Below are 20,781 nucleotides of genomic sequence, written 5' to 3' on the forward strand. Positions count from 1 at the left end.
ACGGCGTTAGCCCATCCGGCATAACAGGGTGCAGCAGCTTCCATGCCTTATGATTTCGATCTGTTTGTAATTGGCGCGGGCTCCGGCGGGGTGCGGTGCGCGCGCGTCGCCGCGTCGCATGGCGCGCGCGTCGCGGTGGCCGAAAGCAGCCACTGGGGGGGCACCTGCGTCAACCTTGGCTGCGTGCCCAAGAAACTGATGGTCCAGGCCAGCGAATATGGCAGGTGGGTCGAAGACAGCCATGGATTCGGCTGGGACACGCAGCCCGGCCACCATGACTGGGCCGCGCTGATCGCCGCCAAGGATCGCGAGATTTCGCGCCTGAACGATATCTATGTCTCCATGCTGGGAAATGCCGGCGTGGAACTGTTCACGGGGCATGCCCGCTTTGAGGACGCGCATACCCTGTCGATCGGGCCATCGTCCCTTGATCCCGACGCCGCGCCGCGCCGCGTCACCGCGCAGCGGATCGTGATCGCGGTGGGGTCAACGCCCTTCGTGCCGGATATTCCGGGCATCGAACATGCCATCACCTCGGATCAGGCCTTTCACCTGCCGGAACGTCCCGAACGGGTCTGCATCGTGGGGGGCGGGTATATCGGGGTGGAATTCGCGGGGATTTTCGCGGGCCTTGGTTCATCGGTGGACCTTGTCTATCGCCCCCACCAGCCCCTGCGCGGGTTTGATGCCGATATCCGCAGCGCCCTGCATGAAGCGATCGACCTGCGGGGCATCCGCCAGCATCGCGGCAATACCCCCACCGCCATCACGCGCAGGGGGGAGCGCGACTTTGCCGTCACCCTCAGCCACGGCGAACCGATCGAAACGGACTGCGTCTTTTTCGCCACCGGGCGACGCCCCAAGGTCGCGGAACTCGGCCTTGAACAGGCCGGGGTCAGGACGGTCGCAGGCGGCAGGATCGAGGTGAACCGCCACAGCCAGACCTCGGTAGAGGGGATCTATGCCATCGGGGATGTGACCAACCGTCTCAACCTGACGCCGGTCGCCATCGCGGAAGGCCACATCCTTGCGGATTACCTGTTTGCCGATCACATCCGCGAATGGTCGTTCGCCACCACGCCCAAGGCGGTCTTCTTCTCCCCGCCGGTTTCAAGCGTCGGCCTGACGGAAGAGGAAGCCGCCCATCAGGGGGCGGTTGACATCTATCTCAGCCGTTTCCGTCCCATGCGCAACACGCTGGGCGGCAGTCCGCAGCGCACGCTGATGAAACTGGTGGTCGATCAGGAAAGCCAGAAGGTGCTGGGTGCGCATATGCTGGGCGATGACGCGCCGGAAATCATGCAGGGACTGGCCATTGCCGTGACGGCGGGCCTGACGAAGCAGGACTGGGACCGCACGATCGGGATTCATCCCACCTCGGCGGAGGAGTTCGTGACCATGCGTACCCGCACGCGCGAAACGCCCCATACACCCCCCGCAAAAGGCGCGTAAGGAGCATCTCCCCCGGCTGGAACCGTTGCCCGGCCGGGGGCGGAAAAAATCCGGTATCGTTCCCCCGCGTCCCGCAGGGCAGGGACCAGGGGAGCGACGGTGTCCTAGCGCGGGGCCACCCAGCCATTGCCGGTGGAGTCGCCCAGCTGTCCGTCGCCATTGATGCCGCTGGACTGATAGGACGAGCCAAAGCGCGACAGGTCGGTGCCCGTTACGGAATCGCGATGGACATGTTCGGCATGATCGGGGTCGGGACCGTGGTTCAGTTCCATGGACGGCGCATCCTGATAGCCCGGCGGCAGACGGTTGCGCTGCCCATGAACGGTCATGCGGTCGTCACTGTTGTCAGAACCGGAATCCTGATCGGAATTGCCCGGGGGAGGGGCGGCGTTGGCGCTGATGCTGAACAGGCACAGCCCGGCGGCCAGTGCTGTCATGAGTTTTCCACGCGACATGAGCATGGTTCGGTTTCCTTCCGCTTGCAGCCCGTTACAATGCCAAGTCCTGCCACGCGGGGTAAGGCGCGTGACAGCAGGCCATCCATGTTGATGTGTCATATGCAACGAACCGGGCGAGAATGCGACCGGGCATGACATCTTGTTACGTGAATGTGGCGATCGGGCAACGCCGCGCGGGTCATATAATAACAGGGAATATGCCTTTTGCATCACAAGATGCTTTGCCACGGGTGGGTTTTTCGACATAAAGGCAACCCCCTTGCAGGCAGGTAGCCGGATGATCCCGTCCGGGCCGACGGGAAAAGATTGTTTCGACCAGAGGATACAGGAAACGACCAATGAGTGTGACGCACACCAAGAACAGCACCGCGCGGCAGAACTGGACGCCCGGAAGCTGGCGGTCGTTTCCGATCCGGCAGGTTCCGTCCTATCCCGATCCCGCCGCGCTTGAGGCGGTGGAGGCGCGGCTGCGCCGCTATCCCCCGCTGGTGTTCGCGGGCGAGGCGCGACGCCTGAAATCCCATCTGGCGCAGGCGGCGCGGGGCGGGGCCTTCGTCCTTCAGGGCGGGGCGTGCGCCGAAAGCTTCAGCGAGTTCACCGCCGATATCGTGCGCGATACCTTCCGCGTGCTGCTGCAGATGGCGGTGGTCCTGACATTCGGGGCCAAGGTTCCGGTCATCAAGCTTGGCCGCATGGCCGGACAGTACGCAAAGCCGCGCTCCTCCGACAACGAGACGCGCGATGGCGTGACGCTGCCGTCCTATCGTGGGGACAACATCAACGGTTCCGCCTTTACGGCCGAATCGCGCATCCCCGACCCGGCCCGCATGGAGACCGGCTATTTCCAGTCGGCCGGCACCATGAACCTGCTGCGCGCGTTCGCAAGCGGCGGCTATGCCAACCTGCACGAGGTGCATCGCTGGAACCTGGGCTTCGTCGAACGCTCCCCGCTGGCGCAGCGTTACGGACAGCTTGCCGAACGCATTGGCGAGACGCTGGACTTCATGGCCGCGTGCGGGCTTACGACCGCAACCACGCCCCAGCTTGACGAGACGGAGTTCTATACCTCGCACGAGGCCCTGCTGCTGGGATACGAGCAGGCGCTGACGCGCATCGATTCGACCTCGGGCGAATGGTATGACTGCTCGGCGCATTTCGTATGGATCGGCGACCGGACGCGCCAGCCCGACGGCGCGCATGTGGAATTCCTGCGTGGCGTGCGCAACCCGATCGGGATCAAGGTCGGCCCGACGACGACGATCGGCGATCTTGAACACCTGCTTGATATCCTCAACCCCACGGACGAGGCGGGGCGCATCTCGCTCATTTCGCGCATGGGGGCGACCAAGGTGCATGACCACCTGCCGCAGCTGCTGCGCAAGGTGCAGGCAACGGGACGCACGGTCACATGGCTGTGCGATCCCATGCACGGCAATACCAGTTCGACGACGAATGGGGTAAAGACCCGCTCGTTCGATGCCATCCTTGCGGAAATCAAGGGCTTTTTCGATGTGTTCGAGGCAGAGGGCGGCGTGCCCGGCGGCGTGCATTTCGAAATGACGGGCCAGAATGTCACGGAATGCACCGGCGGGGCGCAATGCCTGACCGAAGATGACCTGGGCGAGCGGTACGAGACGTTCTGCGATCCGCGCCTGAATGCCGAGCAGTCGCTGGAAATGGCGTTCCTGCTGTCGGAAGAGCTGAAGACGCGCATGAACAGGGTGCGCGCCGCCGAAGGCGAAAAGTAAAAGCCATGCGTGCCGCGCGGCGTCCGGCATCGTGGCAATGACGGAGGGGAACATGTCCATTCCCGGCGGGGACACATCATCGGGGCGGGCCGCGGCAGCGGACCGCCAGATGGGCGGGGTATCCCCCCTTCCGCCCGGCGACGCGCCGGATGACGCGACGATCAGGGCGCGTACCGATGCCTATTTCAACCGCACGCGCGACATTGTCACCCATTTCGGGGACTGCACCGTCACCTATGCGCTGTTCCTGCGTCGTCCGGTCGTCTCCGCCCCGCGGCTGATGGTCGACTGGCTGGAACGCGTGGCCCGGGCGCGCGGGATGGAAGTGACGTGCGAGGTGATGTTTCCCGAGGGGACATGGGTCGGCGCGGGGGAGCCGCTGGTCTATGTCACGGGGTCGTTCGCGCGGCTTGCGGATCTGGAAACGCTGCTCCTGCAGCAGCTGGGGCCGGTGTGCGTCGCCGCGCATAATGCCTACCAGATGGCGCTGGCGCTTCCGAACGTGCGTTTCATGGCGATGGAGGCGCGGCACTGCGCCGGTTATGAAATGCAGGTCCAGATGGCCTATGGCGCGTCGGTCGGCAGCCGCGCCGCGCAGGCCGAAGGGGCGCTGGGGTTCATCGGGGGCGCCAACGATGCCACCGCGCCGTATTTCGACACCGCCTTCGGGCTTGGCACGATGCCGCATGCCCTGATCGGGTATGCCGGATCGACCCTGCGCGCGGCGGAGATGTTCCACGAGGTCTATCCCGATTCCGACCTGGTCGTGCTGGTGGACTATTTCGGGCGGGAACTGACAGACGGGCTGGAGGTGTGTCGCCGTTTTCCTGACCTTGCGGCGGCAGGACGGCTCAGCCTGCGGCTCGATACCCATGGTGGCCGTTTTCTGGAAGGGCTGGACCCGCAGGGATCCTATGCCGCGCTGGAACGCAACACGCCGGGTACGATCCGCCGCTATCGTTCGGACAAGGAACTGCGTTACCTTGTGGGAACGGGCGTGTCGGCCGCCGCCATCTGGCGCATGCGTGAGGTGCTGGATGCCGCGGGCTTCCCGCATGTGCGCATTGTCGCCTCTTCGGGTTTCAGCGTGGAAAAATGTCTCACCATGGCGGATGCCCACGCGCCGGTGGATGTCATCGGCACGGGATCGTTCATTCCCGACCACTGGTCCGAAACCTATGCCACCGCGGACATTGTTGCCTATGACGGGGAACCGCGGGTAAAGGTCGGACGGGAATTCCTGCTGCGTCATGCGCATGGGCGCGATACGGCGCGCCCTTCCTGACCCGGCGGCCCGGGGGATGTCGCGCAAATCGCGATGCCTTTTCCCATGGGATTTTTCCCTGTGGGCTCGCCCTTTATTCCAACGAAAGGCCGGATCGTGTCGGAAACTCTATTCGCTCCCGAAGGGGGCTGGCGTGTGCGTATCATTGATCTGTCCGGTGGCGCGGAAGACAATATCGTGGAGGAGATCGGCGGCTTTCCCGACCTGATCCACGCAAACGCCTTTGCCCGCGCCTATGTCCGTGACAGCATCGAACGCTGCCGCAGCGCCGGACTGTCGCCCAAGGAAGTGCTGCAGGCGTGGTTTGCCTATGGCGAGGATGCGGAGGTGCTGGAAGCCGGGGAAAATGGCTGGCGTTCAGCCAACGAACTGGATGATTTCGCCGCCCATCGCGCATCGGAAATGGAACGCGACTGGCGTGCGCTCGACCCGCGCCGTTCAGATGACGAGGACGAGGTGGAGTAACCCCATCCGGACCGGCGTCGGATGACGCATCTGGTGGCTGGTTTTTCTGGCGCGATCACCGCATAAAGGGCGCATGAAACTCCGTTTTGCGCCCAGTCCGACCGGACTGATCCATGTTGGCAACGCCCGGCAGGCGATCGCCAACGCCCTGTATGCCCGCCATTATGGCGGCCGGTTCCTTCTGCGTATCGACGATACGGACGTGGCCCGTTCAAAGGAGGAATACGTCACGGCATTGCAGGCGGACCTGCAATGGCTGGGCATCGAATGGGATGAATTCGTGCGCCAGTCGGACCGGCTGGACCGCTACGCCCTGGCGATCGAACACCTCAGGTCCACCGGCCGGCTGTATCCGTGTTTCGAGAGCGAGCAGGAGCTTGCCTCCAAGCGCGAGGCGCGGATTCGCGCGCGCAAGCCGCCGATCTATGACCGCGCCATGCTGAAACTGACGCCGCAGCAGCGCGCGCAGGCCGAGGCCAATGGCAAGGTGCCTTACTGGCGTTTCCGCCTGTCGGACCGCACGGTGCGCTGGGACGACATGGTCATGGGCGAAAGCCGGGTCAAGCTGACGGCGATTTCCGATCCGGTGCTGGTCCGCGCCGACGGGACGGTGCTGTATACGCTGGCCTCCGTCGTTGATGATATCGAAACCGGCATCACCCACGTCGTGCGTGGCGAGGACCACCTGACCAATACCGGCGTGCAGATCGACATCGCCACGGCGCTGGGCGCGGCACCGGATCGTTTCCGATTCGCGCATCTGCCGCTCCTGCTTGATGAAGGGGGTGGCAAGCTGTCGAAGCGTTTCGATGGGCTGTCGCTGCGCTCCCTGCGGCAGGACGGGATCGAACCGACCGCCATTGTCTCCTACCTCGCGCGGCTGGGCAGCGCGGACGACCCCGAGCCCATGTCCTTTGCCGAACAGGCGGCTGCTTACGATCTGTCGCGTGTCTCGCGCTCCGCCGCGCGGTTCGACATGCGCCAGCTGCTGGGCCTGAACCGCCGCATCATGCACACCATGCCGTTCGAGGAGGTGCGTCCGCGCCTGCCCGAGGGCGCGACGGAGGCCTTCTGGCTGGCGGTGCGCGGCAACGTGGACATGATTGGCGAGCTGCGTCACTGGTGGGACGTGGTGGCCGGGTCCATTGTCCCCCCCGTCATGGAGGCGCAGGACCGTGACTACCTGCTCAGGGCCGTGGACCTGCTGCCTGCGGAGCCGTGGAATGCCGAGACGTGGAAATCATGGACCACCGCCCTGAAGGAGGCGACGGGACGCACGGGCAGGGCCCTGTTCCATCCCCTGCGCCTTGCCCTGACGGGCGAGGAAAAGGGGCCGGAGATGCGCGATCTGCTGCCGCTGATGAGATATGACCGCGTGGCCGGGCGCCTGCGGATCGCGGCGCGATAGAAGGAGGAGGGGACGGCTGTCCCCTTTTTCCCGATCGGGCATTGCCCATTGGATGCCATCAGGGGAAAGTTTCTGGTGAAGCCTCTTGCAAAAAGCTTCGTAAGGACGCCGCCTTTTTGAAAAAGGCGGCGTCCAAAAACTTTCATTTCTTTTCAATAAGTTATTTCGAAACAGCCATTACTGCTGCCGTGCCTTGCGCCCGCGCGCCAGTTCGGTCACCACGCCGTGGAGCGTGCGCAGTTCCTGTTCCGTCACCTCGCCCCGCAGGAAGAAATGGCGCAGGTTGCGCACCATGCCGGGGCGCTTCTGCTCGTTACGCAGGAAACCGCATTCATCAAGGTCGCCGATCAGGTGACGCATGAAATTGTCCAGCTCCCCCTTGGTCGCGACATGGGTTTCGTTGGTCATCAGGGTGCGCGGCGGGGTCGTATCCTCGGTCATCCACCATTCATAGGCCATGATCATCACGGCCTGCGCCAGGTTGAGCGACATGAACGCGGGATTGAGGGGATAGCGGATCAGCGCGTCGGCGCGGGCCATGTCCTCGTTATCCAGTCCCGCGCGTTCCGGCCCGAACAGCAGGCCGGTGCGCAGTCCCCGTTGCGATATGGCACGCAGTTCGGCCGCCCCGCCCCGCGCGGTCATAACCGGCTTGACGATATGGCGCGGACGCGGGCAGGTGGCAAAGACATGATGGAGGTCGGCCACCGCGTCATCGACCGTTTCATGCACGGTTGCGGATTCAAGGATGCGGTCCGCCCCGGATGCCGCCCGCCATGCCCGTTCCTGCGGCCAGCCGTCGCGCGGCGCGACAAGGCGCATGTGAAACAGGCCGCCATTGGCCATCGCGCGCGCGGTGGTGCCGATATTTTCGGCCATCTGCGGGCGGACAAGAATGACAACCGGACTGTTGCCGATGGGGCCGATATCCGCCCCGCCATCACGTCCGGTCATGCCTTCCTCCACGTCGTGCCACCCGGTCCATCCTCCAGCACGATGCCCTGTTGGGCCAGTTCCTCGCGGATGGCGTCGGCGCGGGCGAAATCACGCGCCCTGCGTGCCGCCAGCCGTTCATCGATCAGGGTCTGTATCTCTTTTTCATCCACGTTCGCATCGCTGCGGAACCATGCGTCGGGCGTGCTGCCCAGCAGCCCGATCAGCCGGCCGGAGGCACGCAGTTCCCGCGCGGCCTGCACGTCCCCCGCCAGCGCCCGATCGGCCATCGCATGCATTTCCGCCAGCGCGCGGGGGGTATTGAGATCGTCGCACAATGCCTGAACGAAGCCCTCGGGCGGGGGCGTGTCCGCCGCATCGTCATCGGGCAGCGTCTCCAGCGCACGATAGAACCGGTCCAGCGTCTGGCGCGCGTCATCCAGCCCGTCGCGCGTGAAGTTCAGAACTGAGCGGTACTGCGCGCGCAGCAGCAGAAGGCGCAGCGCCTCTGCCGGGGTGTCGCGCAGCACGTCGCGCACGGTCAGGAAGTTGCCGAGGGACTTCGACATCTTCTCCCCATCCACCAGCAGCATCGCGTTATGCACCCAGTGGTTGGCGAAACGCCCGTGCGGATGGCAGCACATGCTCTGCGCGCGTTCATTTTCATGATGGGGGAACAGCAGGTCCGACCCGCCGCCATGGATGTCGAAGCTTTCACCAAGGTAGTGATACGACATGGCCGAACATTCGATGTGCCAGCCCGGACGCCCCCGGCCCCACGGGCTGTCCCATCCCGGCGTCTCCGCGTCGGAGGGCTTCCACAGTACGAAATCGCCCGGCGCGCGCTTGTAATCCGCGACCTCCACCCGTGCGCCCGCCATCAGTTCGTCCGCGCTGCGGCCCGACAGTTCGCCATAATCGGGATAATCCGCGACCGAGAACAGGACATGGCCCCCCGCCTCATACGCGTGGCCATTGTCGATCAGTTCGCGGATCATCCGCTGCATCTGCTCGATATGGTGGGTGGCGCGGGGTTCGATGTCGGGCGGCAGGATGGCGACGGCGGCAAGGTCTTCGTGAAAATCACGGATGGTCCGCGCCGTCAGGGCCGAAATCGGTTCGTTGTTTTCGCGCGCGCGGGCGTTGATCTTGTCATCCACGTCCGTGATGTTGCGGACATAGGTGACGCGCGGATACAGGTGGCGCAGCAGGCGCACCAGCACGTCCGCCGTGACCATCGCGCGCAGGTTGCCGATATGCGCAAGGTCATAGACGGTTGGCCCGCAGTAATAGACGCGGACATTTTCAGGGTCGAGCGGCGTGAACGCAACCGTCTTGCGGCTTTTGCTGTCATGCAGGCTCAGGCGGGGCATTGTGTCGGACATGATGCGCCTAGATGCGCCAGATACAGGGCCTGACGCAATACTCCTTGTGGTGCGAAAAAAGGGCGGTGGTGCGCGGCGTCAGCCGATTTCCTGTCCGATCTGCTTGATGTCATGGAAGGAGAGTTCGGGCTGTCCTTCCGCCGTGCGCCGCATCATGAACGCGGAGGAGGCAAGAAAGACCGGATCGCCATCGATATCATCGGCCATGGCGCTGCGGTTGACGCTGCAGAACGTCTCCAGCCGGTCGCGCGGGCCGGTGACCCAGCGGGCAAGGTTGTAGGGCGTCGATTCGAAGCCGATCGACACGCCGTATTCCCCCTTCAGCCGGGATTGCAGCACATCCAGCTGCAGCGTGCCGACCACGCCGACGATCGGGGGGGAGCCGTCCTGCGGGCGGAACAGCTGCACCACGCCTTCCTCGGCCAGTTCGGTCAGGGCCTGACGCAGCTTCTTGGCCTTCATCGCGTCATCAAGGCGCACGCGGCGCAGGATTTCAGGCGCGAAATAGGGCACGCCGGTAAAGCGCAGGTCCTCGCCCTCCGTCAGGGTATCGCCAATGCGCAGGGTGCCGTGGTTGGGAATGCCCACCACGTCGCCGGCAAAGGCTTCTTCGGCCAGCTGCCGGTCGCGCGCGAAGAAGAACTGCGGCGTGTGCAGGGCGAACTGCTTGCCGATGCGCACATGCTTGAGGCGCATGCCGCGCTGCAGCTTGCCCGAGCAGATTCGCGCGAACGCCATGCGGTCGCGGTGATTGGGGTCCATGTTCGCCTGGATCTTGAACACCAGCGCGGTCATCGCCTCCTCGTCCGCGTGGACGCTGCGGGTTTCGGTCGCCTGGTCGCGCGGCGGCGGCCCGAACGACGCCAGCGCGTCCAGCAGGTCGGTCACGCCGATTTCCTTCATCGCGCTGCCAAAGAACACGGGGGTAAGGTGGCCCGCGTTGAAGCTTTCGCGGTCGAATTCCGGCAGCGCCGCCTGCGCCAGTTCCAGCTCTTCAGCCAGCTGGATCATGCGCGGGTCCGACTGTTCCAGCTTTTCGGTCGTGTGCAGTTCGCGGCGGTACAGGTCATAGGTGCCGACGAACTTCCCCGCCCGTCCCACCGGCCATGTCGCGGGCGAGGTATCGAGCGCCAGCGAGGACGAGATTTCGTCAAGCAGCGCGAACGGGTCCTGTGCCTCGCGGTCCATCTTGTTGATGAAGGTGACGATGGGAATATCGCGCAGGCGGCAGATCTCGAACAGCTTGCGCGTCCGTGCCTCGATCCCCTTGGCCGCGTCGATCACCATCACCGCCGCGTCCACCGCCGTCAGCGTGCGGTAGGTGTCTTCGGAGAAGTCTTCATGGCCCGGCGTGTCGAGCAGGTTGAAGATGCAGTCGCCATATTCGAACGTCATGACCGAGGTCACGACCGAAATGCCGCGATCACGTTCGATCCCCATCCAGTCCGAACGCGTGCGCCGCCGTTCGCCCTTGGCCCGCACGTTGCCCGCCATCTGGATCGCGCCACCCGCGCGCAGGATGCGTTCGGTCAGCGTGGTCTTGCCCGCGTCGGGGTGGGAGATGATGGCGAATGTCCGCCGCCGTGCGATCTCGTGCGCGATGGTGCCGGGCGCGGCGGGCGTGGTGGCGTCGGACGTGGTGTCGGGGGCGGCGGCGTTCATGTGCATATACCTTCGTGCGTCGCGCCATGCGACGGCACGACAGGGGCGCGCGCCGCAGGGGCGCGCACGGCAGGCCACAGGATACCGGGGCAGGGCATGGCGGGCCAGCATGTCGTGGGCCACGAAACGGGACCCCACAAACACGTACGCCGGACGTGGAGGCAATGCCCCACGCCCGGCGCCATGACAGCCCGGTTCCGGGTGTGGATCAGCGAGAGTAGAATTCGATGACCAGGTTCGGTTCCATCTGGACCGGATACGGAACGTCCGACAGCTTCGCCGTGCGGAGGAAGGTGCCCTTCATCTGGCGATGGTCGACTTCCATGTATTCCGGCACGTCGCGTTCGCCGCTCTGCGCCGCGTCGAGCACGATCGCCAGCTGCTTGGACTTTTCGCGCACTTCGATCACGTCGCCATCACGTACCAGATAGGACGGGATGTTGACCTTGCGGCCGTTGACCATGACGTGGCCGTGGCTGATGAACTGACGCGCGGCGAAGGGGGTGATCGCGAATTTCATGCGATAAACCACCGCGTCCAGGCGGCGTTCCAGCAGGTCGATCAGGTTTTCGGAGGTATCGCCCTTGCGACGGACGGCTTCGTCGTAATACTTGCGGAACTGCTTTTCGCCGATGTTGCCGTAATAGCCCTTGAGCTTCTGCTTCGCCATCAGCTGGATGGAGAAGTCCGACGGCTTCTGCTTGCGGCGCTGGCCATGCTGGCCGGGGCCGTATTCGCGCTTGTTGACCGGGGACTTAGCACGGCCCCACAGGTTGACGCCAAGGCGGCGGTTGATCTTGTACTTGCTCTCAAGGCGCTTGCTCATTGCGCGCTCTCTTTCTTCGTCTGCATGGCGTGGCGTCTGGCATGGGCCATGAACACCGCGTCATGGTGTGGCACCGGTAGGTCCTGTTCCCCATGAACAGGACGGGCGCGTCCCGCATTAACCGGCGCCGGGGGAGCAATCACCCCTTCATCACATGGCGCCAGCCGGTCCGTCCGCGTTCCCGGCAGTCGGGCGCGTATAGGGGTACGGGATGTCAATGTCAATTCCCGTGCGGCCCTGTCCCGTCAAAACCCGGTATCGCCTTGTGGGGTTGCCTGTTATGTTTCAGCTTTCCTGCACCCGCGTGGGCGCAGCATCCGCATGATGCGTACAGCAAGTTGAAGGATTTTCACGATGGACACGCCATTTACGCAGCGCTGGGGCCTGTTTGCCGGTCTGGGCGTGGTGCTGGTTCTGCTGGGATTCGTGGCGTGGGTCGATGCCATCACGGTCACGATGGCCAGCACGATCCTGCTGGGCCTGCTGCTGTTCCTTGGCGGCACGGTGCAGCTTGTGCATGCCTTTGTCGTGCGGGGATGGGGCGGACGGCTGATGTCGATCCTTGGCGGTGCGCTCTATATCCTTGGCGGCACGCTGATGATGGAGGAACCGGCCACCGGCTCCATGGTCATCACCATCTTCCTGTCGGCCTGTCTTGTCGTCTCGGGCATCGGGCGCATCATCATGGCGATCCAGCAGCGCGGGCTGAGCGGATGGTGGATGATCCTGATGGGTGGTTTCATCAGCCTTCTGGTTGGTGTGGTCCTGTACATCACATTGCCCTGGTCGGGACTGTGGCTGATCGGGACGTTCATCGCGGTGGAACTGATCGCGGCGGGGATCGGCTGGATCCAGTTCGGGCTGGCCCTGCGTCAGGCCGTGTATCTGCCGCCCGGCAGGGATCTGTAGGCAATGCCGGATTTCCGGGCCGGGGCGATGATCATCGACGCATGATCATCGCCCCGGCAAGCGGTTCAGGCCCCGTCGGCCATCTGCCGGACGGGGCTTTTTTTATGGGCACCCTGAAGGGTCGGTCCCGTGCCACGGGCCGCCAGTGGAAGGTGGGGCTTACCCGTTTCCGCCGGGGGCCGATTGCGTATCGGGTGGCAGATTGAGCATCTTGCGCAGGTTGGCCGCCGTGGTCGCGGCCTCGAACGCCGCGCCGCCGGGCTGGAATTCCCCCGCGAGGGCAAGGGGGCCGACGATCACCGGGTCAAGGCCCGCATCCCATACCAGCCCCTGCGCCACCTGAAGCGCCGCGCGGGAATCCCCCGCCAGCGGGATGCCCAGACGCGGTGGCTTGCGCCATGCCTGCGCGGCAATGGTGCTCATATCCTCGGAATTGAGGCCACGGACCACCGCGCTGTCGGGGAACAGGTCGCGCGTGGTGATGCCCGCCCCCTGTTTCATCGCCAGTCGCGCGATGTTCCCGTCGCGCCATGAATAGGGATTGGTGGCATCGAGTATGATCTTGTCCGCGACATAGCCGCCCAGCGCATGCGCCAGCTGTGGCAGCGCGCCATAGGGCACGGCCAGTACGATGACATCGCCAAACTTGGCGGCTTCCGGCGGGGTTCCGGCCCGCGCCAGCGGAAACATCTCCCGCGCCAGACGCCTGGGGCCCGCCATGTCGCGGGCGGAAAACATGATCTGGTGCCCCGCATGTGTCCATAACCGGCCCAGCGTTTCGCCCACATGGCCCGACCCGATCATCCCGATGCGCAGCGGCGCGGTGGCGCGGGCGCTGCGGGGACGGATCGCGCGGGACAGCAGGGCAGCCGTCCCGATGAACGTTCCAAGGGCCATGCGGCGGGTCAGCGGACGAAAAGACATCGGGGCTCGGTACCTGATCCTGTTATTATGGGGACGCAGGCCATAGGCAACGGCCTGACAGGGCGATGCGCCCGGATGTGTGGCAGGGAGTATGCGATGCTCCCGGCTGCTTTGAAATGAAAAAAATCATGCCTCCCCGGACGGGGGATACGGTTGGTGCTTTGACGGTGGTGGGATATATTGCATCACGTCATTTGGTGATTCATGCTCGCAGGAGAGACGCAGATGCCCGACGCCGACAGTCATGCGGATCATCCCCTGTCCGCTCATCCCCAGTCCGTTGCCGCCGATATCGCACAGGGACAGGCGGCCTCGACGGATGTTCCCGACCCCGGTCCCGTTCCGGGTGCCCAGCCACTGGCCCCGGAAACGCGCGATGCCGCGGGCGACGCCGCTGACGCCGTGGCGATGACGACAGGCGCGACGGCAGGGGCCGGGGTTGCCACCGCGCCGGAACTCATGCCGATCAAGGAACTGCTGCAGCTGATGGGCGCGATCATCTTCGTGATGGTTCTTCTGGCGATCGGATGGGCCGCCGCCCACGCATCCGGCATCTGGCCTGAATAAGCCGGACCGCAACGGGAAAAACAGGTCTTTCCCCTTGGCGGGTTTTCCGTAACCGGGATGGTGGATCAATTAATATACTGAAATCATAAAAGTTTTTGGTGAAGCTTTTTGTAAAAAGCTTCGAAAGACGTTGCCATTTCGAAAAAAAGGCGACACCCAGAAACTTCTACTGTTTTCAAACTGTCTTTCACGCTGACGACGTTTCCCCGAGCAGGGCTTCCAGCGCCGTGAAGTCCTCGGGCGGGAGCGGACGCGCCACCGCGACGTTCCCGCTGACCTGATGTGGGCTGGTCGCGCCGGCGATGACGGAGCCGACGATATCGTGCGACAGCAGCCAGCCGAAGGCGAGTTCGGTCAGGCCCAGCCCACGCTCTTTCGCGAAATGCTCCAGCTTCTGCAGCAATGCCCAGTTGTCATCCGTCAGGTAACATTCACGCAGGTAGGTCCATGCCGCCAGCCGGCTGCCGGCGGGCGGCGGGACGTCGCGACGGTATTTTCCCGTCAGGATGCCGCTTGCCAATGGGAAATAGGGGAGCAGCCCCAGCCCGAAATGCCGCATCGCCGGAATCAGGTCGCGGCGGATGCCCCGTGCCAGAAGGGAGAGTTCGTCCTGACAGCTGATGAAACCGCTGACGCCTGCCGCGCGTGCCGTGTGCTGCGCATCGGCGACCTGCCAGGCGGGCAGGTTGGAACAGCCCGCGTAAAGGATTTTTCCCGCGCGGACCAGATCGTCCAGCGCGCGCAGCGTCTCTTCGATCGGGGTGTCGGGATCGGGGGTGTGGAGTTGGTACAGGTCAATGTAATCCGTACGCAGGCGGCGCAGGCTGTCCTCCACCGCGCGGCGGATATACTGGCGTGACGCACCCTGCAGCCGGCCATCGGGGTCCATCCGCATGCCGAATTTCGTCGCCAGCACGATATCACGGCGACGCGGGCCAAGGATCGTGCCCAGAGCCTCTTCCGATGCACCGGCATAAGCATCGCGACGGCCATAGACATCGGCGACATCAAACAGGGTGATCCCGCAATCCAGCGCCTGATGCACCACTGCGCGGGAGGTTTCGAGGTCGATGCGTCCGCCCAGATTGTTGCAGCCCAGCCCGATGGCTGAAACCCGCAGGCCGGATCGGCCCAGATGACGCATCTGCATACAATGTCCCTTTCATGAAACGATGCCAGCCAAGACGATGCCAGCCAAAAACGCTGTCTGCCACCGGGTTATGGCATGTTCAGCCCGATGGAAACCGGGCAGTGATCCGACAGGCGCGACTGCAGGTCAGGATCGCCTTCCTGATAAAGCATGACGCGCAGGCTGTCGGGATGCAGCCATTGTCGCGCCTGGTCGCCCAGAAGGATATGGTCGATGAAATATTCGCCACCCCAGCAGGGACTTGCCACCCCCACGGTCGGCACCGTCAACGGACCATTACCCGCCAGCATGCCCAGCATGGGATCGCCCGTGCCCAGCATGTGGTTGAAATCGCCCAGCACGGCGAATGGTTCGCCTTCGTCCTGTCGTTCCATGATCCAGTCGGTCAGGACGGCGACCTGCCGGTACAGCGTGCGGCAGGCCGGACGGCGGTCCCCGGCGGTGCCGTCGCGACATCCCGCCTTCAGGTGCACGACAAGCAGGCGCAGGCTGGCATGCCCGTCATCGATCGTGACATCCAGCCCGCCGCGCAGGTGGCGGGGGGCGTCGGGGGGATAGACATCCAGCGCGTCAAGGTCGGGATTGCGGGTTACATTCAGCCCGGCCCGCACGGCAAGGGCGGTTTTCTGTACCACATCGTCATGGGACATGAGGATGCGGTATCGTGGCGCGGGGAACAGGCGCGCCGCGAGTTCCGGCGTGTCGATTTCCTCCAGCGCCGCGATGTCGGGATGCAGGCGCGCGGCATAACGTGCCAGCCGGTCAATGTCGGCAATGTCGCGGGGATGCACGTCGCGGGGCAGGGAAGGGTCGCCCGCCCTGCGTTGCGTCAGCCAGTCGAGGTTCCACGTGGACAGGCGCAGCGTCGCGGCACCGGCGGGGGCAGGCCCTGTCATGCATCCCGCCAGCAACGCCGTAATCAGCAGGGATGGGAACGGACGCGGCAGGACGGTCATGCCCGACCTTACCGCGCCCGCCGCCATCGGGCAGCATGGAAATGACGGAAGGCAGGATCAGGCGGGCTGTGCCGCCTGCGTGTTTGCCTGCGCCGTGACGGCGCGCAGTTTCTCTATCGCGTCATGGACGCTGATGAAGTGCCGCGCCGCCTCGTCAAGGATCACGACCTCCCCGCTGGGAATGTCATAGAACCAGCCCTGCAGCGTAAGCGTATTGCGCGCCAGCCCCGCCGCGACGGCCGGATGCGTGCGCAGGTGCGAGATCTGGAGCAGGACATTCTGTTCCGCCAGGCTGCGGACCGAGGCCGGACCCGCGTCGGAGACTTCCAGCACGGCGCGCGCCGCCTCGGCATTGCGCAGCCATGTCGCCACGGTGGGCATCTTCGCCAGCTTTGACGGATCGGGATCCAGCAGTGCCTTCATCGCGCCGCAGTCCGAATGGCCGCAGACGATGATGTGCGAAACCTTGAGCGCGAGGACCGCGTATTCGATGGCCGACGAAACACCGCCCAGCATTTCGCCATAGGCAGGGACGATATTGCCGATGTTGCGCAGCACAAACAGCTCGCCCGGCTTCGTCTGGGTGATCAGGCCCGGATTCACGCGGCTGTCGGCGCAGGCGATGAACAGGGTGCCGGGGGATTGCTGGTCCGCGAGGCTGGCGAACAGCTCACGGTTCTTGGGGAAGACCTCGGTATTGAAACGTTCCACGCCATGCAGAAGGTCAATCAGGGTTTCGCGGGCATTCGTATCGGTCATGTCGGCACTCCTGTCACGTTATGTCCGGAACGGTAACACTCAATCATGAACGGGATCCTGATATGAAGTGTCTGTCTGTTTCCTAGACATTTTAATGTCCGAAGTAAATAAGCGTTCCATTGCGAAGTGATCTGGAAATACTATGTTAATGTAGTTAAAAAATGTTCATATGTCTGAAGGATTTTTTCAATAAAAACACATTCGTTTGGATGTATAGTATTTAATAATTCATCCGCTGGACAAAGCATGAAAAAGGCGGGGCCATGTGACCCCGCCTTTTTGCATTTTCCCCAACAGGCGTTGTGTCCCGTCAGTTTTCCAGCATTTTCGGCAGGGCCGCGCGGATCGCGTCCAGGGCCGCCTGCGCCTTGCCCACCTCCGGGCCGCCGGCCTGCGCCATGTCGCGACGTCCGCCGCCACCCTTGCCACCCATGACGGCACTCGCCAGCCGCACCAGCGCCACGGCGTCGACCTTTTCGGCCTGATCCGTGGTGACGGCGACGACAATGCTGCCCTTGCCATCGGCGGTGGAGACAAGCGCGACAACGCCGGAGCCGATTTCCTTGCGCAGGGAATCCGCCAGCGGCTTGAGCTCCTTGGGCGGCAGGTCACCCACATTGCGCCCGACGAAGCTGGTTCCGGCCACCTGCTCGACCTTGGGCGTGCCATCGCCACCTGCCGCCAGCTTGCGCTGCAGGTCGGAAAGCTGGCGTTCCATCACCTTGCGTTCCTCCAGCAGCACGGCAAGGCGCTCTGGCGCTTCGGCGGGGGTGACGCGCATCATCGCGGCCATCTGCACCAGACGCTGTTCCGTGGTGATGGCGGCTGTTTCAGCGGCCTTGCCCGTGACGGCCTCGATCCGGCGCACGCCTGCGGACACCCCGTTTTCTGAGGTGATGCGGAACAGGCCGATATCGCCGGTGCGGCGTACGTGCGTGCCGCCGCACAGTTCGATCGACCATGCCGGGCGTCCCTCCTCCGGCGCGCCCATGGACACGACGCGCACCTCGTCGCCGTATTTTTCCCCGAACAGGGCCATGGCGCCCTGCTCGATGGCTTCCTCGGGCGTCATGTGGCGGGTTGTGACCTCGCTGTTTTCACGGATGCGGGCATTCACCTCCGCCTCGATATCGGCCAGTTCCTCCGGCGTGATCGGGCGTGGCTGGCTGACGTCAAACCGCAGGCGGTCAGGGGCGTTCAGGCTGCCTTTCTGCGTGACATGCGCGCCAAGGCGACGACGCAGGGCCTCATGCAGCAGGTGGGTGGCGGAATGGTGCGCGCGGATCGCGCTGCGCCGTTCATGATCCACACGCGCGGTAACCGCATCGCCGGGATGGACCGTGCCCTTGATGACGGTGCCGGTATGCACCAGCAGGTCGCCAAGCTTCTTCTGGGTATCGGTGACGGCGATTTCGAGGCCGGCGGCGGTAATCGTGCCGGTATCGCCCACCTGTCCGCCGCTTTCGCCATAAAAAGGCGTCTGGTTCAGCAGGATCTGAACCTTTGTGCCGGGACCGGCCGATTCCACGCTGACGCCATCCACGATGACGGCCTGGACCTCGGCATCGGAGACCTCGGTCGTGTAGCCAAGGAATTCCGACGCGCCGAACCTGTCGCGTGCCTCGAACCAGATGGTTTCGGTGGCGCTGTCGCCCGATCCGCTCCATGCCGCGCGGGCGCGCTGGCGCTGGACGTTCATCGCTTCGTCAAAGCCCGCGACATCCACTGCGTGATTGCTGTTGCGCAGCGCATCCTGCGTCAGGTCCAGCGGGAAGCCGAACGTGTCATACAGCTTGAACGCCACCGCGCCGGGCAGGGGCGCGCCCTCGGCCAGGTGTGCCGTCTCGTCCTCCAGCAGGGCGAGGCCGCGCTCCAGCATCGCCTTGAAGCGTTCTTCCTCGCCACGCATCGTCTCCTCGATCAGGGCGCGGGCCTGCACCAGTTCGGGATAGGCGCCGCCCATCTGGCGGATCAGCGCGGGAACCAGCTTGTAGAAGGTGGGTTCTGTCGTGCCCATCATGTGCAGGTGGCGCATGGCGCGGCGCATGATGCGGCGCAGGACATAGCCGCGCCCTTCCTTGGACGGCAGGACGCCATCGGCGATCAGGAAGGAGGTGGAGCGCAGATGGTCCGCCACGACGCGATGGCTGGCGTTGAACGGGCCGTCCGGGTCCTGTCCCGTGACCTCGGCGGAGGCAAGGATCAGCGCGCGGAACGTGTCGATGTCGTAATTGTCGCGCTTGCCCTGCAGGATTGCGGCAAAGCGTTCTAGTCCCAGCCCGGTATCGATCGACGGACGGGGCAGGGGGGAGCGCACGCCCGGCGGGTTTTCGAAATACTGCATGAACACGAGGTTCCAGATCTCGGTAAACCGGTCGCCATCCTCATCGGCCGAGCCGGGAGGGCCGCCCGCGACCTCGGGGCCATGGTCGTAGAAGATCTCGGAACACGGTCCGCAGGGTCCGGTATCGCCCATGCGCCAGAAATTGTCCGTGGTGGGAATCCGGATGATCCGGCTGTCGGGCAGGCCCGCGATCTTGCGCCACAGGGCGGCGGCTTCCTCGTCCTCGGAATAGACGGTGGTCAGCAGCCGGTCCTTGGGCAGGCCGAACGTGCCGGTCACCAGTTTCCATGCCAGTTCGATGGCTTCGGCCTTGAAATAATCACCGAAGGAGAAATTTCCCATCATTTCGAAGAATGTATGGTGCCGCGCAGTATAGCCGACATTGTCGAGGTCGTTATGCTTTCCGCCGGCGCGCACGACTTTCTGTGCCGTGGTCGCGCGGGAATAGGGACGCGTTTCCTGACCGGTAAAGACATTCTTGAACTGGACCATGCCCGCATTGGTGAACAGCAACGTCGGATCGTTGTTGGGAACCAGTGACGAGGATGGAACGATCTGGTGTCCGTTCGCGGCGAAATAGTCCAGAAATGTGGCGCGAATGTCATTTGTTGTTGGCATGGCGGAAAACAGACGATCCTGTGGTGAAAGAAATGGCGATCTCGGTTCCCTTCACCTAGCGCAGGCGGAACGTCACAGGAAGGGTACACATGATCCGGTCCGTCACATGATGTCGTGTGGCGGAATCGTCAACACTATGTAGCCCTGTACGAAGATAAGGAAAATGGACATGGCATGGCATGCACAACGCGACTGGCCCATTCTGGAATGGGGACTGGCGGGACGGTTGCGCCGTGACTGCATGGAGGAATGGACGCGCTTCATCCATCATCCCTTTGTAAAGGGACTGGCGAACGGAACATTGCCGCAGGAAGTATTCCAGCGTTTCCTGATCCAGGATTACCTGTACCTGATCCAGTACACCCGTGCCTGCGCGCTGTCGGTCCATAAATCGACGACGGTGGCGGACATGCGCGAGGCGGCGGCCCTTGTCTCGGGCATCCTTGATACGGAGCTTCCCCTGCATGTCGGATACTGCAAGGGATGGGGCATTGACGAGGACATGTTGCGCAAGGCCCCGGAATCGCTGCAACTGCTGGCCTATAGCCGTTTCATCCTTGACCGGGCGCAGACCGGGGACCTGCTCGACCTGCTGACGACGCTGGCGCCGTGCATGATCGGATATGGCGAAATCGGCGCGCGCCTGCATGCCGCCCCCGCGACCCGACGGGAGGGCAACCCCTACTGGTCATGGATCGCACTGTATGGCGGTGATGAATTCACCACCCTGGTGGAAGATGGAATCCGCAGGCTTGACAGGATCGGGCAGCAATATGGGGCCGATGCCCGCTATCCCATGCTGAAGGAGGAGTTCAGCACCGCAACACGGCTGGAAGCGGCGTTCTGGGACGCCGGGAGTGAATTCCCGCTTTCGTAACGGCCAAGAAAAAAGGGAGTGCCGAGGCACTCCCTTTTCGTGACGTCACCGTGAG

General features: G+C 64.0%; 18 protein-coding genes. 8 read left to right on the plus strand and 10 right to left on the minus strand.

Annotation, left to right across the window (positions count from 1 at the left end; all coding sequences use genetic code 11):
- Positions 1–42: 42 nt before the first annotated feature.
- Complete coding sequence (gorA, locus tag NJLHNGOC_RS08370) at positions 43–1,452, plus strand: glutathione-disulfide reductase (protein WP_113595957.1); 1,410 nt, start codon at positions 43–45, stop codon at positions 1,450–1,452.
- A gap of 104 nt (positions 1,453–1,556) precedes the next feature.
- Here gorA and NJLHNGOC_RS08375 read toward each other — a convergent pair whose 3' ends face one another.
- Complete coding sequence (locus tag NJLHNGOC_RS08375) at positions 1,557–1,913, minus strand: hypothetical protein (protein WP_110526822.1); 357 nt, start codon at positions 1,911–1,913, stop codon at positions 1,557–1,559.
- 335 nt (positions 1,914–2,248) lie between these two features.
- On the opposite strand from NJLHNGOC_RS08375, the gene NJLHNGOC_RS08380 reads away from it, so the two are divergent.
- The 4 genes from NJLHNGOC_RS08380 (at position 2,249) to gltX (ending at position 6,816) form a co-directional block, all read left to right on the plus strand.
- Complete coding sequence (locus tag NJLHNGOC_RS08380; RefSeq protein WP_113595958.1) at positions 2,249–3,658, plus strand: class II 3-deoxy-7-phosphoheptulonate synthase; 1,410 nt, start codon at positions 2,249–2,251, stop codon at positions 3,656–3,658.
- A gap of 109 nt (positions 3,659–3,767) precedes the next feature.
- Complete coding sequence (locus NJLHNGOC_RS08385; RefSeq protein WP_113596001.1) at positions 3,768–4,943, plus strand: beta/alpha barrel domain-containing protein; 1,176 nt, start codon at positions 3,768–3,770, stop codon at positions 4,941–4,943.
- 96 nt (positions 4,944–5,039) lie between these two features.
- Complete coding sequence (locus NJLHNGOC_RS08390) at positions 5,040–5,408, plus strand: hypothetical protein (protein WP_113596002.1); 369 nt, start codon at positions 5,040–5,042, stop codon at positions 5,406–5,408.
- A 73-nt stretch (positions 5,409–5,481) separates the two neighbouring features.
- A complete protein-coding gene (gltX, locus tag NJLHNGOC_RS08395; RefSeq protein ID WP_113595959.1) occupies positions 5,482–6,816 on the plus strand; it encodes a glutamate--tRNA ligase in 1,335 nt (444 codons plus the stop codon).
- Positions 6,817–6,993: 177 nt separating this feature from the next.
- Here gltX and NJLHNGOC_RS08400 read toward each other — a convergent pair whose 3' ends face one another.
- The 4 genes from NJLHNGOC_RS08400 to rpsD all read right to left on the minus strand — a co-directional run bounded on the left by NJLHNGOC_RS08400 (position 6,994) and on the right by rpsD (position 11,622).
- On the minus strand, positions 6,994–7,770 hold the full coding sequence (locus tag NJLHNGOC_RS08400; protein WP_206057845.1) for an RNA methyltransferase: 777 nt from the start codon (positions 7,768–7,770) through the stop codon (positions 6,994–6,996).
- Positions 7,767–9,134, minus strand: coding sequence for a cysteine--tRNA ligase (cysS, locus tag NJLHNGOC_RS08405; RefSeq protein ID WP_113595960.1), 1,368 nt, complete (start codon positions 9,132–9,134; stop codon positions 7,767–7,769). Before cysS ends, NJLHNGOC_RS08400 begins: the two co-directional genes overlap by 4 nt.
- A 78-nt stretch (positions 9,135–9,212) precedes the next feature.
- Positions 9,213–10,796, minus strand: a complete 1,584-nt coding sequence (locus NJLHNGOC_RS08410) for a peptide chain release factor 3 (RefSeq protein ID WP_113596003.1) — start codon at positions 10,794–10,796, stop codon at positions 9,213–9,215.
- Positions 10,797–11,004: 208 nt separating this feature from the next.
- Complete coding sequence (gene rpsD, locus NJLHNGOC_RS08415; protein WP_110526832.1) at positions 11,005–11,622, minus strand: 30S ribosomal protein S4; 618 nt, start codon at positions 11,620–11,622, stop codon at positions 11,005–11,007.
- Positions 11,623–11,976: 354 nt separating this feature from the next.
- Between rpsD and NJLHNGOC_RS08420 the strand changes: the two genes are divergently transcribed.
- Positions 11,977–12,531: an HdeD family acid-resistance protein gene (locus tag NJLHNGOC_RS08420; RefSeq protein ID WP_113595961.1), complete on the plus strand. Its 555-nt coding sequence runs from the start codon at positions 11,977–11,979 to the stop codon at positions 12,529–12,531.
- A gap of 159 nt (positions 12,532–12,690) precedes the next feature.
- Here the strand turns inward: NJLHNGOC_RS08420 and NJLHNGOC_RS08425 are convergent, their stop codons facing one another.
- A complete protein-coding gene (locus tag NJLHNGOC_RS08425; protein WP_113595962.1) occupies positions 12,691–13,455 on the minus strand; it encodes an NADPH-dependent F420 reductase in 765 nt (254 codons plus the stop codon).
- Between the two features lie 225 nt (positions 13,456–13,680).
- On the opposite strand from NJLHNGOC_RS08425, the gene NJLHNGOC_RS08430 reads away from it, so the two are divergent.
- Complete coding sequence (locus NJLHNGOC_RS08430) at positions 13,681–14,022, plus strand: hypothetical protein (RefSeq protein ID WP_113595963.1); 342 nt, start codon at positions 13,681–13,683, stop codon at positions 14,020–14,022.
- Positions 14,023–14,209: 187 nt separating this feature from the next.
- Here the strand turns inward: NJLHNGOC_RS08430 and NJLHNGOC_RS08435 are convergent, their stop codons facing one another.
- The 4 genes from NJLHNGOC_RS08435 to alaS form a co-directional block, all read right to left on the minus strand.
- Positions 14,210–15,172: an aldo/keto reductase gene (locus NJLHNGOC_RS08435; RefSeq protein ID WP_113595964.1), complete on the minus strand. Its 963-nt coding sequence runs from the start codon at positions 15,170–15,172 to the stop codon at positions 14,210–14,212.
- Positions 15,173–15,240: 68 nt separating this feature from the next.
- Positions 15,241–16,068 carry an endonuclease/exonuclease/phosphatase family protein gene (locus NJLHNGOC_RS08440; protein WP_113596004.1) on the minus strand — a complete coding sequence of 276 codons (828 nt, stop codon included), beginning with the start codon at positions 16,066–16,068 and terminating at the stop codon, positions 15,241–15,243.
- Positions 16,069–16,185: 117 nt separating this feature from the next.
- Positions 16,186–16,887 carry a carbonic anhydrase gene (locus NJLHNGOC_RS08445; RefSeq protein WP_113595965.1) on the minus strand — a complete coding sequence of 234 codons (702 nt, stop codon included), beginning with the start codon at positions 16,885–16,887 and terminating at the stop codon, positions 16,186–16,188.
- Positions 16,888–17,197: 310 nt separating this feature from the next.
- Positions 17,198–19,849: an alanine--tRNA ligase gene (gene alaS / locus NJLHNGOC_RS08450; RefSeq protein ID WP_113595966.1), complete on the minus strand. Its 2,652-nt coding sequence runs from the start codon at positions 19,847–19,849 to the stop codon at positions 17,198–17,200.
- Positions 19,850–20,018: 169 nt separating this feature from the next.
- Between alaS and tenA the strand changes: the two genes are divergently transcribed.
- Entirely contained in the window at positions 20,019–20,726 is a 708-nt protein-coding gene (tenA, locus tag NJLHNGOC_RS08455; protein WP_165837889.1) for a thiaminase II, read from the plus strand.
- Positions 20,727–20,781 lie beyond the last annotated feature (55 nt).

Origin of the sequence: Novacetimonas cocois (genome assembly GCF_003311635.1) — a bacterium.
Taxonomy (GTDB): Bacteria; Pseudomonadota; Alphaproteobacteria; order Acetobacterales; family Acetobacteraceae; genus Novacetimonas; species Novacetimonas cocois.